This is a genomic window from Chryseobacterium sp. PET-29, from assembly GCF_025736815.1.
GTDB lineage: Bacteria > Bacteroidota > Bacteroidia > Flavobacteriales > Weeksellaceae > Chryseobacterium > Chryseobacterium nepalense.
The window spans coordinates 3,907,069-3,921,993 of sequence record NZ_CP107053.1; the positions used below are offsets into that span (position 1 = coordinate 3,907,069).

General features: G+C 37.7%; 14 protein-coding genes. 11 read left to right on the forward strand and 3 right to left on the reverse strand.

Going from position 1 to position 14,925, the window contains the following annotated elements; translation table 11 throughout:
- The first annotated feature begins 1 nt into the window (after position 1).
- The 7 genes from ODE14_RS17675 (at position 2) to ODE14_RS17705 (ending at position 9,277) form a co-directional block, all read left to right on the forward strand.
- Positions 2 to 784, forward strand: a complete 783-nt coding sequence (locus ODE14_RS17675; RefSeq protein WP_263602356.1) for a gluconate 5-dehydrogenase — start codon at positions 2 to 4, stop codon at positions 782 to 784.
- Between the two features lie 18 nt (positions 785 to 802).
- The gene (uxaC, locus tag ODE14_RS17680) at positions 803 to 2,200 is read left to right on the forward strand and encodes a glucuronate isomerase (protein ID WP_248394753.1); all 1,398 of its coding nucleotides are present in this window, start codon (positions 803 to 805) and stop codon (positions 2,198 to 2,200) included.
- A gap of 290 nt (positions 2,201 to 2,490) precedes the next feature.
- Positions 2,491 to 3,495, forward strand: coding sequence for a sugar kinase (locus ODE14_RS17685; protein WP_263602357.1), 1,005 nt, complete (start codon positions 2,491 to 2,493; stop codon positions 3,493 to 3,495).
- Positions 3,496 to 3,573: 78 nt separating this feature from the next.
- Positions 3,574 to 4,233 (forward strand): bifunctional 4-hydroxy-2-oxoglutarate aldolase/2-dehydro-3-deoxy-phosphogluconate aldolase, encoded by a 660-nt coding sequence (gene eda, locus ODE14_RS17690; RefSeq protein WP_263602358.1) that lies wholly within the window; start codon positions 3,574 to 3,576, stop codon positions 4,231 to 4,233.
- Positions 4,234 to 4,387: 154 nt separating this feature from the next.
- Complete coding sequence (locus ODE14_RS17695; RefSeq protein WP_263602359.1) at positions 4,388 to 5,926, forward strand: MFS transporter; 1,539 nt, start codon at positions 4,388 to 4,390, stop codon at positions 5,924 to 5,926.
- A gap of 266 nt (positions 5,927 to 6,192) precedes the next feature.
- Entirely contained in the window at positions 6,193 to 7,656 is a 1,464-nt protein-coding gene (locus tag ODE14_RS17700; protein ID WP_263602360.1) for a tagaturonate reductase, read from the forward strand.
- 4 nt (positions 7,657 to 7,660) lie between these two features.
- On the forward strand, positions 7,661 to 9,277 hold the full coding sequence (locus ODE14_RS17705; protein ID WP_263602361.1) for a UxaA family hydrolase: 1,617 nt from the start codon (positions 7,661 to 7,663) through the stop codon (positions 9,275 to 9,277).
- Positions 9,278 to 9,458: 181 nt separating this feature from the next.
- Here the strand turns inward: ODE14_RS17705 and ODE14_RS17710 are convergent, their stop codons facing one another.
- Positions 9,459 to 9,908 carry a hypothetical protein gene (locus tag ODE14_RS17710; protein ID WP_263602362.1) on the reverse strand — a complete coding sequence of 150 codons (450 nt, stop codon included), beginning with the start codon at positions 9,906 to 9,908 and terminating at the stop codon, positions 9,459 to 9,461.
- Between the two features lie 329 nt (positions 9,909 to 10,237).
- Between ODE14_RS17710 and ODE14_RS17715 the strand changes: the two genes are divergently transcribed.
- The 3 genes from ODE14_RS17715 (at position 10,238) to ODE14_RS17725 (ending at position 12,214) form a co-directional block, all read left to right on the forward strand.
- The gene (locus tag ODE14_RS17715) at positions 10,238 to 10,855 is read left to right on the forward strand and encodes a hypothetical protein (protein WP_263602363.1); all 618 of its coding nucleotides are present in this window, start codon (positions 10,238 to 10,240) and stop codon (positions 10,853 to 10,855) included.
- A gap of 136 nt (positions 10,856 to 10,991) precedes the next feature.
- A complete protein-coding gene (locus tag ODE14_RS17720) occupies positions 10,992 to 11,870 on the forward strand; it encodes a hypothetical protein (protein ID WP_263602364.1) in 879 nt (292 codons plus the stop codon).
- Between the two features lie 218 nt (positions 11,871 to 12,088).
- The gene (locus ODE14_RS17725) at positions 12,089 to 12,214 is read left to right on the forward strand and encodes a hypothetical protein (RefSeq protein WP_263602365.1); all 126 of its coding nucleotides are present in this window, start codon (positions 12,089 to 12,091) and stop codon (positions 12,212 to 12,214) included.
- A gap of 169 nt (positions 12,215 to 12,383) precedes the next feature.
- Here the strand turns inward: ODE14_RS17725 and ODE14_RS17730 are convergent, their stop codons facing one another.
- Both ODE14_RS17730 and ODE14_RS17735 read right to left on the reverse strand, forming a co-directional pair.
- Positions 12,384 to 12,866, reverse strand: a complete 483-nt coding sequence (locus tag ODE14_RS17730) for a hypothetical protein (protein ID WP_263603855.1) — start codon at positions 12,864 to 12,866, stop codon at positions 12,384 to 12,386.
- A 228-nt stretch (positions 12,867 to 13,094) separates the two neighbouring features.
- Positions 13,095 to 13,889 carry a metallophosphoesterase gene (locus ODE14_RS17735; protein ID WP_263602366.1) on the reverse strand — a complete coding sequence of 265 codons (795 nt, stop codon included), beginning with the start codon at positions 13,887 to 13,889 and terminating at the stop codon, positions 13,095 to 13,097.
- 248 nt (positions 13,890 to 14,137) lie between these two features.
- Here ODE14_RS17735 and deoD point away from each other — a divergent pair, with 248 nt between their 5' ends.
- On the forward strand, positions 14,138 to 14,848 hold the full coding sequence (gene deoD / locus ODE14_RS17740) for a purine-nucleoside phosphorylase (protein ID WP_248394739.1): 711 nt from the start codon (positions 14,138 to 14,140) through the stop codon (positions 14,846 to 14,848).
- The last annotated feature ends 77 nt before the right edge of the window (positions 14,849 to 14,925 follow it).

Below are 14,925 nucleotides of genomic sequence, written 5' to 3' on the forward strand. Positions count from 1 at the left end.
AATGAATTTATTTGATTTATCCGGAAAAGTAGCAGTTGTTACCGGCGGAACTCACGGATTAGGAATGGCAATGGCAGAAGGTCTTGCAGCTGCAGGTGCCGAACTGGCAATTACAAGTACAACTCCGTCCAAATTAGAAGAAGCTTTAGACTATTATCATTCAAAAGGATACAAAGCAACCGGTTATATTTTTGATGTAACGGACGAACTGGAAGCTGCACAGAAAGTAGCTCTGATGGAAGCCACCCATGGAAAAATAGACATCCTTGTCAATAATGCAGGAATCATCAAACGTATTCCGGCAATTGATATGGAAGTAGAAGACTTTAGAAAAGTAATCGACGTAGATCTTACAGGTCCTTTTATCATGTCCAAACTGGTTGGGAGATATATGATCAAAAGAAGATCCGGAAAGATCATCAATATCTGCTCAATGATGAGTGAGCTGGGCCGGGACAATGTAGTGGCATACGCTTCTGCAAAAGGAGGCCTGAAAATGCTGACCAAAAATTTAGCAACAGAATGGGCAAAACATAATATTCAGGTGAACGGTATTGGTCCCGGATATTTTGCCACTTCACAAACTGAACCTATCAGGGTGGATGGAAATCCGTTCAACGATTTTATCATCAGCAGAACTCCGGAAGGAAGATGGGGAAATCCTGAAGATCTTGTAGGGACAGCTATTTTCCTGGCATCCGAAGCAAGCAGATTCATCAACGGACAGATCATTTATGTTGATGGAGGAATTCTCGCCACTATCGGGAAACCTGCTAATGAATAACAAAAGAATTACACGAGAATGAAACCTTTTATAACAGATCAATTTTTATTACAAAGTAAATACGCTGAAGAATTATATTTCAGATTTGCAGAAAAACAACCGATCATTGATTATCACAATCACCTGATTCCTAAAGATATTGCAGAAGATACTGTTTTCGAAAATATTTCTAAAGTATGGATTGCCGGCGATCATTACAAGTGGAGAGCCATGCGTACTTTAGGCGTAAACGAAAAATTTATTACAGGGGATTCTTCAGACAAAGAAAAATTTCAGGCATGGGCAAATACGGTTCCTTACACCCTGAGAAATCCTTTATATCACTGGACGCATCTGGAATTAAAAAGATATTTCGGAATTGATGAATTGCTGAATGAGAACAATGCTTCGGAAATTTACGATAACATCACCGCACAGCTTCAGACTCCTGAAAAATCCACCAGAGGATTATTAAAAATGATGAATGTGGAATCTCTGTGTACAACAGAAGATCCTACCGATACTCTCAATTATCATCAGGATCTGGCGAAAAGTGATTTCTCCATCAAAGTCAGTACTGCCTTCCGCCCGGATAAAGCCATTTTAATAGAAAATCACAACTTTGCAGATTACATTTCAAAATTGGGCGAAGCTGCCGGAATTGAAATCAATTCATACCAGACATTATGTGACGCTTTATTAAAAAGAATTGAATACTTCCACGAAAACGGATGCCGGCTTTGCGACCACGGGTTAAATAATATCTCTTACGAGGAAGCTACAGAAGCGGAAGTGAACGCAATCTTTAATGATAAACTGAATGGAAAAGTTATCGCTGAAAAACAGGTGAACCAATTCAAGACAGCGATTTTATTATTCTTAGGTGAAACCTATCATCAATTCGGCTGGGTTCAGCAGTTTCACTTGGGAGCATTAAGAAACAATAATGAAAGAATGCACAGAATCCTTGGTCCGGATACAGGATGGGATTCTATCGGAGATTTCGTGCAGGCGGAAAATCTATCTAAATTTTTAAATGCGTTAGACGGAAAAGATAAATTAACGAAAACCATTTTATATAATTTAAATCCTGCCGACAACGAGATTTTCGCAACCATGATTGGAAACTTTAATGACGGTAGCATTAAAGGAAAAGTACAGTTCGGATCAGGATGGTGGTTTCTGGATCAGAAGGACGGAATGATCAAACAAATGAATGCGCTTTCCAACATGGGATTAATCAGCTGCTTTGTGGGAATGCTTACGGATTCCAGGAGTTTCCTTTCTTACCCGAGACACGAATATTTTAGAAGAGTATTATGTAATCTTTTCGGGGAAGAAATGAAAAATGGAGAATTGCCGGACGATATAGAACATGTCGGTAAAATAATTTCCGATATTTGTTACCATAATGCCAAAAATTATTTCGATTTTTAAATTTAAATAAGAATTCTCGCAGATTAAGCAAATCTAACAGATGATTGTATTAGAAAAATCTGCGTAATGTACTCAATCCGCGAGAAACAAAAAAATAGTAAAACTTTGAGATCTTAGTTAAGTGAAATCGAAGATTCGACGTAGTCAAACGTCTTTGCCTCAATTTATAATAATCGGCGAAACTTTGTTTTGTGAACTTAAAAATATGCATTAAGTTTTAAAAGAAAATCTTTGAGCACTTTGCATTTAAACCAAAAACAGATATTCAAAAATCAAGGTTAGTAAAACTTATGGGTAAAATACTTACTTTCGGTGAAATCATCATGCGGCTTTCGCCACCCGGAAACAGAACCATGAAGCAAAGTCACGAAATGGAATTCTTTTTTGGCGGAACGGAGCTTAATGTAGCGGCATCACTGGCAATAATGGGTTGTGAGGTTAAACATGTCAGCAGTGTTTCCGATGATTTTGTAGGGGAGTCAGCACTTTCTTTTGTAAAAAGCGTTGGAATTGATACCAATTTTATTTCTAAAAACGAACATCCTTTAGGTTTATATTTTTTAGAAGTAGGATCGGCGGTTCGAGCAAGCAGAATTGCATACAACAGGTTAAACGGTTCTTTTGCGAATATTGAAGCCGGGAATATCAACTGGAAGAAAGCTTTGGAAGGTTGTGATTATTTTCACTGGACAGGAATCAGCCCCGGAATTTCAGAAGCAGCGTATGAGGCACTGAAGGAAGGTCTTGAAACTGCCCGTGTAATGGGAATCGAGATTACAACGGATCCTGCTTATCGTTCAAATCTTTGGAAATATGGTAAAAAAGGAAATGAAGTGTTGAAAGAACTGGTTTCCCTGTCAACAATTTTCATCGGAGGAACCAATGAAATCAACGAAATTCTGGGAACTCAGTTTTCATCAGATCAAAACGGATTTCTGGAAGCATGTGAAGAATTAAAAAAACAGTGTCCTTCCATTCATAAAATTTTCGATAAAATAAGAATTGGTGTTACAGCGAGTTCTCAGCAAACGCAGGGAAGAGCTCTGGTTAACGGAAATTATTTTGAAACAGAATTACTGGAAGTAAATCCTGTAGTCGACAGAATTGGAACAGGTGACGCTTTTGCAGCAGGCTTAATTTATGGCTTACAAAATTTCGATGACGAAAAAGCACTGAATTTTGCCAACGCCGCGTGTGCTATCAAACACACCATTTTAGGAGATATCAATTACAGCAGTGCAGAAGATATCCTTGAAGTAATGGGCGGAAATTCAGGAGGAAGAATAAAAAGGTAAGAACCTCAGCCGTGTTAGAGCTTTAAGCTCTAACACGGCTCCCAACTTTGCACTTTTGCATTAAAAATAAAAAATAGAATGACAAAAATACAAACCGTTACCAACGCCATCATTAATCAGGGAATTTTACCGCTGTATTATAATGCTGATGAAACGGTAACTTTAGATATACTGAGATCACTTTATAAAGCGGGAATCCGCGCAGTAGAATATACAAGCCGTGGTGAAGCAGCGTTAAGCAATTTTACCAAAATGATCGAAATCCGTAATGCAGAAATGCCGGAGATGCTTTTAGGAATCGGAACCATAAAAAATTTGCAACAAGCCGAAGAATACTATAAGGCAGGTGCAGATTTTTTCATTAGTCCAGGATTTGTAGCGGAAGTTGCAGAATTTCTAATTCCAAAAGATATCTTGTATAGTCCAGGCTGTATGACGCCAACTGAGATTATTGAAGCTGAAAATTCCGGGGTAACTTTCATTAAATTATTTCCAGGAAACGCTTTAGGAGCAGGGTTTATGAGTGCCATTAGAGATGTTTTTCCAAATCTGAAATTTATGCCGACCGGTGGAGTTGATACTACGAAGGAAAACATTGAAAGCTGGTTCAAAGCCGGTGTTTCTGCAGTGGGAATGGGAAGCAAGCTGGTAAGCAAAGAACTTATGGCTGCTAAAGATTACGCAACCATTGAAAATGAAACAAAGAAAGTTCTGGATATTATTCAGGCTTTAAAATAATGATAAATAAGCTAAACACTTTGCGATCTTAGCTGAGCAGAGCGCCTTTGCGAACTTAAAAATAGTTAGTAGTCAAAAAAACTTCGCCGACTTTGCGTTAAAACAAATACCATCATTAAAAAAAAACAAAAAATAACTAATTCAAAAAACTAATATGAGTTCAGTTAAATTACTTAAACCAACGAATTTCAGGTGGACAATTTGTGTCCTGCTGTTTATTGCCACGACAATCAACTATCTGGATCGTCAGGTTTTATCTTTAACGTGGAAAGATTTTATTGCTCCGGAATTCCACTGGAATAATAATGATTATGGAAATATAACCGCCTTATTTTCCATTTTTTACGCAGTGGGAATGTTATTCGCAGGTAAATTTGTTGATTGGATGGATACGAAAAAAGGATTCCTCTGGGCAATTGGTATTTGGTCTGTAGGAGCCGTATTACATGCATTCTGTGGTGTTGCCACATCAGGAATCCTCACAGGAAACTGGACGGCAGGTTTTCATGGATCAAAAGAACTGATCGCAACGGTTTCCAATACATCTGCGATTATCAGTACCAGCGTTTCGCTGTTTATCTTTGCCCGTTTTGTCTTGGCTATCGGTGAAGCTGGTAATTTCCCGGCAGCTATTAAAACTACGGCAGAATATTTTCCCAAAAAAGACAGAGCTTTATCCACAAGTATCTGGAATGCAGGTGCAACGGTGGGTGCCTTGGCTGCGCCAATTACTATTCCGTTTATTGCAAAATCAATGGGATGGGAATGGGCATTCATCATTATTGGTGCCTTAGGATTTGTATGGATGGGGCTTTGGGTTTTTCATTATAAAAAACCTCACGAGCATCATAAAGTAAACGAACATGAGCTTACCTATATCAATCAGGATCATCAGGAAATAACTGTTGAAGAAAATCAGCTTGCTGAAGAAAGAAAATTCACCTTCAAAGAATGCTTCAGCTACAGACAGACCTGGGCATTTGCTTTCGGAAAATTCATGACAGATGGAGTTTGGTGGTTCTTTTTATTCTGGACTCCGGCCTATTTAAGTTCGGTATACCAAATGGATTCCACGCAAAGTGCATTCCCTTTATTTATACTGTACATGATTACGTTATTCTCTATTATAGGAGGATGGCTTCCCAAGTATTTTGTAGAAAAAAAAGGGATGAATGCCTATAATGGAAGAATGAAAGCCATGCTGATCTTTGCATTTTTCCCGTTGCTGGCTTTACTGGCTCAGCCATTAGGTTCTATAACGTATTGGATTCCGGTTTTAATTATCGGCGTAGCAGGCGCAGCACATCAGGCGTGGTCGGCTAATATATTTTCTACTGTTGGCGATATGTTCCCGAAAAAAGCCATCGCAACCATCACTGGCATTGGCGGAATGGCAGGCGGAATCGGTTCATTTTTAATCAATAAATCTTCAGGAGTTTTGTTTGATCACGCGCATAAAGCATGGACAACCGTTGACGGAGTTCCTTTATTGGATAAATATCCGCAGTATATCAACGAAAGGCTGCCGGACGGCTTCTTCGAACAACTGGAAAAATCAGGAGCAGTTGTAGTCGACGGAATTGATAAAGGCTACATGATCATTTTCTCAGTCTGTGCGGTTGCTTACTTAATCGCCTGGGCAGTAATGAAAACACTAGTCCCGAAATATAAAGTGATTAGTAATAAAAACTAAACCTATAAGATTTTAAAACCTTATAGGTTTGACAAAAAGTAGTATTTAAACAAATTCTTAAGTCAAAATAAAAACTTTGAGTTCTTTGCTAAGTAACGCCTTTGCCTCAATTTATAATTGATTCAGTAGAATCGGCGAAACTTTGTTTTGTGAACTTAAAAATATACATCAAGCATTAAAAAAAATCTTTGCGGTCTTTGCGTTAAAAAACATCCTGCATCAAGATTTAGCAGAATTAAAAACACAATTTAATTCAAATTAGAAAAATGGAAAATCAGATAAAACAAAAATTAAATCGTGAATTAAGCAATGCTCAGGAAAAACTTCCCATTAAAATCGTTCAGTTCGGTGGTGGGAATTTCATGAGAGGATTCACGGATTATATCATTGATAAATTAAATAAGGAAACCGAATGGAAAGGTGGAATTGTCAATTTGCAGGCAACGCCCAACGGCTCCATTCAGAAAATGGAAGAGCAGGATAATGTATATACGCTTTTCACAAGAGGAATTAAAAAAGGAGAAATTCATGATGAAAAGCAAGTGATTTCTGCCATTCAAAAATCGGTTAATCCTTATTCAGACTATGATGAATTCTTAGCGCTGGCAAAAGAAGAGGAGCTGGAATTTGTATTTTCAAACACAACAGAAACAGGAATCGCTTACGACGAAACGGAAACCTCTTACGAAGGTCCGCACAGAAATTTTCCTGCAAAAGTGACGGTTTTACTGCACGAAAGATTTAAGCATTTCAACGGAGCGGCAGATAAAGGATTGAGAATTATCCCTTGCGAATTAATTGAAGACAATGCATTTGCTTTAAGAGAGATCATCCTGAAATATGCACAGCTTTGGAATTTGGAAGATCGTTTTGTGCAATGGATTAACCAATATAATTATTTTCATAATACGTTGGTTGACAGGATTGTTCCTGGCTATCCTAAGGATGATGCAGGATCTTATGAAGATCAGCTGGATTATGAAGACCAGATGATGGTGGTTTCTGAATGTTTCCTGCTTTTTGTAATTCAGGAAGCCGGAAATTTAAATGAAAGAATTCCATTCAACAAAATCAACGAGCAGATTTTGGTGGTTGATGATATTCAGCCGTACCGTTTAAGAAAAGTAAGAATCCTGAATGGTGGACATACTTTGATGCTGGCTCCTGCGATTTTATCGGGCCAGGAAACGGTAAAAGAATCCATCGACAACCCGTTTATCGGGAAGTTTTTAAGCAATGCCATTTTTAATGAAGTTAACCCGACTTTAGGTTTGGATGAAGCAGAATTGAAAAATTTCGCGGAAGAAGTTTTTGACCGTTTCAGAAATCCGTTTATCAAACATTATCTGGCGAGTATTGCGCTGTATTTTGTTTCCAAATTTAAAGTAAGAGTATTGCCCAGCTTATTAACTTACGTTGAAACCGAAGGAAAATTACCGGTCAATCTTACCTTTTCTTTAGCTAGCTTAATACGGTTCTACCAGGGAAGTTTTGGTGAAAAAGCCCTTCCCCTGAATGATGAAGCCGGAATTATCGCTAAATTCAAAGAAATCTGGACGAATGAAGATTACGAAAAAGTAGCTGAACGGGCACTTTCCGAAACGTTGTTCTGGGACACAGACCTTACTCAGGTTGAAGGATTGAACACAGCGGTTGCCAAAGCATTATACGAAATCGATCACCATGATATGGAAACGGCGTATAACAATTTTGTAGAATTTAATTCTTAAAATCATGCAAAAGAAAGTACTGAAAGTAAATCCCAAAGACAACGTTATTGTGGCGCTGCTGGATTTGCCTGCCGGAGAATCGGTACATCTTGACGGAGCAGATTATACCGTAGTAAAAGATATTAAGGCTAAACATAAATTTGCGGCCACCGATTTTGAAGACGGAGATCACATCATCATGTACGGAGTTATCGTTGGAAAGGCAAATCAATCCATCAAAAAAGGAGAAGTTATTACGACGGAAAACGTAAAACACCAAAGTGCAAAAGTAGAAGGTAAAACCGAAACTTTAGGCTGGATTCCGCCGAATGTAGATAAATGGAAAAACCGCACCTTCATGGGCTATCACCGCGAAGACGGACAGGTGGGAACGGAAAATGTATGGCTGTTCTTTCCTTTGGTTTTTTGCGAGAATAAGAATATCGAAACACTAAAAGATATTTTTGAAAAAGAACTGCTGCATGAAAAAGCAAGCAAACATCAGCTGTTATTAAGGTCTTTGTTAAATGGCGGCGAAACTTCTGATATTGCGGTAGAGGACGAAGAAGATACGAGAGTATTTAAAAATATAGACGTACGGTTCATCACGCACCAGGGCGGCTGTGGCGGGATCCGTCAGGATGCCGAAGCATTGGGGAGACTGTTTGCAGGATACGTCAACAATCCTAATGTTGCGGGCGCTACCGTTCTCAGTTTAGGATGCCAGAATCTTCAGGTGCAGATCTTTATGGATGCCCTTCATGCGTTGGCTCCGGATAACAAAAAGCCGATCGTGGTTTACGAACAGCAGAAATCGGGAACCATTGACGAAATGCTGACCGGTGTGATTAAAGATTCTTATGAAGGAATAAAGAAAGCCAATAATATTGAAAGAAGGCCTGCTCCTATCACTAAACTGAACATCGGTTTGGAATGTGGCGGATCAGATGGTTTCTCAGGAATTTCCGCAAACCCTGTTTTGGGAGAAGTTTCCGATATTATGGCAGCTGTTGGCGGAACCACCATGCTTGCAGAATTCCCTGAACTGTGTGGAGTAGAGCAGGAGCTAGTGAACCGTTGTATCAACGATGAAGACGGTGTGAAGTTCCTTCAGCTGATGAAAGATTTTGAAAAATCCGTTGTCGCTGCAGGATCAGGTTTTGATATGAACCCGTCCCCCGGAAATATCAAAGACGGATTGATTACCGATGCCATGAAATCGGCAGGTGCAGCCAAAAAAGGCGGTGCCGCACCCATCGTAGAAGTGTTGGATTTTACAGAATACGCCACAAAGCCAGGTCTTAATCTCCTTTGTACTCCCGGAAATGATGCCGAATGTACAACTGCGTTAGTAGGATCGGGAGCAACAGTGGTTCTTTTCACAACAGGTCTCGGAACACCCATGGGAAATCCTATTGCCCCGGTGATAAAGATTTCTTCCAATACGGCGTTGGCAGAAAAAATGCCGGATATTATCGATTTTAATGCCGGAACTATCATCAGCGGGGACAAAACAATCCCGGAGGCGGCGGACGAGCTGTTAGAATACATCATCACAGTAGCAAGCGGCGAGGTCAAAACCAAAGCCGATCTTTTAAATCAGAATGATTTCATTCCATGGAGACGAGGGGTCTCTTTGTAATGGGTTAGTTATATTAAATATTAGGGTTGAAAATGCTTCCTGCTTCGGTGGGGAGCATTTTCTTTTGTTTTTTGATAATAGCATGTGAACTTTGTCATTCTGTAAGAATCTCGACATGCCGAAATATTGGGTTGAGATTCCTGTGGAATAACAAAAAGATGCTAAAGTTTAAAAGAGCACTTTATTTCTCTGTCCAATATTTCTTTTTTAAATGTTCCGTTTTCAGGATGTCACAGCCTAAAACAAATACTCTGTACACCGGCCTTTCGAGTCCGTAATACGGAATTTTATCTTCAAAGTATTCGATGTTCATGGAGGCTAATTTATTTTTCAGGTCGGTAATTTTACCAATGTCCGCTGAAAAACCGATACAATGCGTCTTCGCCCATTTGTCGGATTTAATTTGGTTAAAAGCATATGCTGTGATTTCTGCTTCTGTGTTGAAGGTTTCCAGAACCTGCTTTTGTCCACGTTCCGTATAATACCAGGTAAAATGATTACCGGATTGTTCGATTCCCATACCTTCATAAATAGGGTTTCCGTTGATCGAATAACTGTTGAAATTAAAACAGTGTTCTTTCATCCAATATTCAAGTTCACGGATGGTATTTGGTAAATAATTGGTATCCATTGTCAGTTTACATAAATATACGTTGGCGCGGCATCCTGCTCGTGCGGCAAATATAGCAGTTAGGTTATAAATTTCATAAAGCTATGAAAAGAAACCACCCCGTCTTAATTTTACGGAAAATTAAGACGGGGTGGTTAATAGAACCATAATGATATTGTGTTTTTGGAAATTCACGGTTATAAATCTGCAACATTAGGTTTCACTTACTTTTTAAAGTTAAATGATTATAAAATTAGTTTTGATTAAATATCGCAGATTTATAATTTGTGCTTAGAATTGTTTGTAGAAAGTCACGGATTTGTATATTTGAGATAATAATACTTTTAAACATGAAAGATCAGAGAAAAATAGATTTACAAAATGAAATTATGGAAGTCTTATATCCATCAAATAAATTTCCAGAAGAATTTCGTAAATCTCAAATGGAGTTTCTTACAATAAGAAACGAACTAACCAAAGAGTCAGATAGAGGTTGTGTTTTATTAGCAAGTTCTCACTTAGACTTTATGTTAGAAAAATTGTTATATAGTAAATTAATTGGATCTAAAAAACAGAAGAAACAGATTTTTGATTTTAATGGTCCATTAGGAACATTTTCTTCAAAAATTATAATGTCATATTCACTAGGATTACTTCCTCCATTAGCTCAACAAGATGTTCAAACTATTAGAAAAATAAGAAATGAGTTTGCTCATTCAGTAGAAATGATTTCTTTTGACCAAGAATCAGTAAAGAATGCTTGCAATAATTTTAATTACAACATATCTGAAGATGCTACTTCTAGAACACAATTTATGAATGTGGTGTCTGCGCTATCTGGTGTAATTGAGAGACAGATTTACTTGGCGAAGAAATTTGAAGAATCAGAAGATGGTAATTTAGAGGAACGGAAAAAAAGTATTTTGTTAGGTTTGGATAATCTCAAGAAATTTATTAATGATTTGTGAATTTAGTTTGTATAGTAAGACCAGTAAGAATATTTAAGATTTCGTGTGTTTTTATAGCAAGAGAAATTTTATTCACTAATAGCTAAATTAAGAAAATATTTATTCTATATCTTGTAACTTTCAATAAAAACAAAAAATGATAATCCAGGCAAAAACTATAGAAAAACTAAGAGAACTTATAAATGAAGAGACAGAATATAGAACAGGACCTAAACTGGTAGCTTTTTTTAATGACTTAGGATTTAATGATGTATATGGACAAGGCTTTCCTTCAAGATGGATTTATACTGAAAATAATTTGAAGAAAATCAATGGTACACCTTCTTTAGATAAGTGTATTAAAAAAGTATTTTCACCACTTAACTTTATTGGTAAAATAGATGTCTTAGATAAATACATATCTGAATTTAATGATTATTTGTCTTTCGATAATTGGATTATTATCCGTAATGGTAAGGAAATATCTTTTAGAAAAATAACAGATGAGTATTTCAATAAAATTTCAAATAAAACTGATAACGTAGATATCAACGAAGAGGAATTTTTAAATAAGGAATTTGTAAAAATAGATTTAGAAAAGCTAGAATTAGAATATCATATTACAGAAGTTTTAAAATCAAGAATAAAAGAAATTGAAAAATGTTTAAAGTCTTCAGCACCACTATCACTTATTTTTTTATGTGGTAGTACATTGGAGGGTATATTGCTGGGATTGGCAATCAAATATCCAAAAGAATTTAATACTGCTAAATCGACACCCAAACATGATGACGGTAAACCAAAACAATTTCAAGATTGGAATCTTAGTAGCTTTATTAATGTCGCTTATGAAAATAAAATTTTACATGAAGATGTTAAAAAATTTAGTCATTCTCTAAGAGATTTCAGAAATTATATCCATCCCTATCAGCAACTTTATAGTGGATTTAACCCAGATATACATACTGCTAAAATTAGTTTACAAGTGCTAAAAGCCGCAATAAATCAAATGATAACTTACAGAAATATTAGCTGAAAAATCAAGCTTTTGCCAGCGTCTCGCTCGTGCTAATATTGGACACGAGCGAGACGCTCGCGCCAACAAAAAGAAGATCTGCACGCTACCATTCATAAATTCCACATCAAAAACCTTTCCCGACACATCCCACAATCCATCCAACACGTCCCACCACCTATCCCGACACGTCCATTAGAAGTCCGGCGCGGTTGTTCATGCCTCTGATGACGTCGTGAATGCCTCCGGATAGGTTATACAACCTGTCCGGAGACGTAAAAGACCTATCCGGACAGGTTGAAAGACCACTCCGAACCCGTCCGGAACCTATTGCGACTGCTTCCACCACCTCGCCCGACCATTAAACAACGTCTCCGGATGGGTAAAAGACACCACCGAACCTGTGATCAACGTATCGGGAACAGTAAACAACGTCTCCGGATGATGGCACAGCCTCTCTAGTGAAGTAAGAATTTAGGTGAAATCATAAAAATACCCCTCCGTGACTAGAAGGGGTGATTTTTGGTTGCTGTTTTATTTTTTTTCAGGTGGATCCGCAGGACCTGTACTTTTTACAAAGAACTGTTTCAGGTCTTTATACTTGTTCTCAAATCCCGCCGTTGAAGTTCCCGCTTTATACGTGGTGTATGAATAATCCATTAATGCCGACTGGTAATTGTCGAAATCATGCAGCGTTTTCGCATTGTTGAGTCTCGTGATAATGCTTTCGAGCCTGCTGATCATGGTTTCCATACTGTTGCGGGAACTGTGGTCTTTGTTGAACTCGTTCCAGTCGACTTCCGGAGAACTCAGACCTGGCTGGCTCTGGTTGTAATCGTGGACTTTGTTTACAAAAAGCTTGTTCTGCTCGTTGATGCTTCCGTAGCGTTTACGGTCATCGGGTGAAAGGTTGATTGTGATTTCAGCAAGCGCTGATTCCAATGCCGCGATGGCATCCTGGGCCGCAGTGATCTTGGCACTGCTCAAATGGGTGGAGTTTAAATTTGTTAATCCCATCATTTTGATTTTAAAGGTTAATATATTAAGAGTATTAAAATCGTGTGTTTTTTTATAGAAACGAAGGTAACAAAAAAATTTAAAAAGAGAAAACTAGCATGTGCCTATTAAAAGCGGGGCCACTGTAAAGAAAAAGTCGATGACGCGGATTTGTAATCCGTGCTGAAAGTAAATGGGTATATATAAGAAGTCACGGATTGAAAATCCGCGACATCTGGATGTTTCTTGTTATTCAATTGTTGGTAAAACTTTGTCAGACAAATATTGCTTCCACTGTGTTCCCGTAAATTCACAATTTCCGCAATGTATTTTGGCATTTGGAAAATTCGCTAGAATCAATGTTAAATTATTCCAAACTTTTTTCAATTCGTCATCCTTATTTTCAAAACTCAAATTTAATTTTCCATTAACTATTTGTAGATGCTTTAGAAAAATACCTTCTTGTGTGTGCTTAATTTTGTCTGTAAGTTGTATAAAGTATCCTTGATAATCAGGGTAAGGGACTTGGTTCGGTAGTCTTTCATCACCTGCATAATAGCGAAACGATATGTGGTGCCCATATTTATTTAATTTCTGCTTCCAAAATTCAGGTTTAGGGATTTCATAAAGATCACTTGTCAAAAATATTTCTTTGTCACTAACCCAGGGTTTAAAAGTTGTTTTTATTAATTCCTGCTCTTCAATAACAAGATTTTCTGCGGTAAGTCGGATAATTGCAGGTGTAAAAAACTCCAGACAGATTCCATGTTCAACTTCAATAGATTCTATGGATTCAATGTAGTTGTCTTCTCCTAATAATGCAGATTTTTTATCAAAATCCCATTCTATAATATTAGAAGAAGTTATTTTAAAAGATAAAATATGTCTTTCAGAATTTGCCTTATAATTTGCTTTTGTGTTATAACCAACTACAATTTCTAAAGGATTTTCCTTTATTGATAATATGTGACCATCTTCAAAATAAAAGTTGTCAGACAACCACTTGTTAAGTTCATTGAAGGAAGTTATCGTAGTATTTAGCATAAAATACAGTATTTATCAATCTAGATTAGATTGTCATTAAAAGTAGTTAAAATAAATCAATAGCGCGTATTTGCAATCCGCGCTACAAGTAAAGTCACGGATTGAAAATCCGCGACATCTGCTATATCAATAGTTACAGGCTTTAGCCTAAATCTACATTCGCTGTCATCAATCATTCAAAATCACTTATTGTATAAATCATCCCCAAAATATTTTCTTGCTATCTTTGCCTCATTGAAAATAAAAGTATGAGTATTCACATCAGTGCAGAAAAAGGACAAATAGCCAAAGTCGTGTTACAGCCGGGAGATCCGCTTCGTGCGCAGTTTATCGCCGAAAAATATCTTGAAAATGCAGAATTGGTAAGCAAAACACGGGGCATATTTTATTATACGGGTTTATATAAAGGAAAGGAAATCACAGTAGGAGCCAGCGGAATGGGCTTTCCGAGCATCGGGATCTATTCCTTCGAGCTATTCACGGAATATGAAGTGGATACCATCATCCGGATCGGAACCTGCGGGGCGTACAGCACCGATCTTCAGCTTTTCGATATTTTAAATGTAGATAATGCGGCCAGTGAAAGTACCTATGCGAAATATGCCTGGGAAATAGAGGACGAGATCCTTCCGCATCAGGGTAGCATTTACAATACCATTAACCAGACTGCAGAAGCACTTTCCCTGAAAACAAAATCCATCAACGTTCACAGCAGTGATATTTTCTACAGGAAAGATCCTGCGGTACCTGCGATTGCCACAAAATATAATTGTCCGGCCGTGGAAATGGAAGCTTTCGGATTATTTGCCAATGCAAAGCATCTAGGGAAAAACGCTGCAACCATCCTTACGGTAACAGATATTATCCCGACCCACGAAAAGATCTCTGCGGATGAAAGAGAGCGCGCTTTGAAACCGATGATGGAGCTTGCCCTGGAATCTGCGTTGAAAAGCCTTTGATGCTAACAAAAGATAATTATCCTGAAAAATATTTCATCAAAAAGAGCTTTATTCAAGTCGGTAAAGCTCTTTTTTTA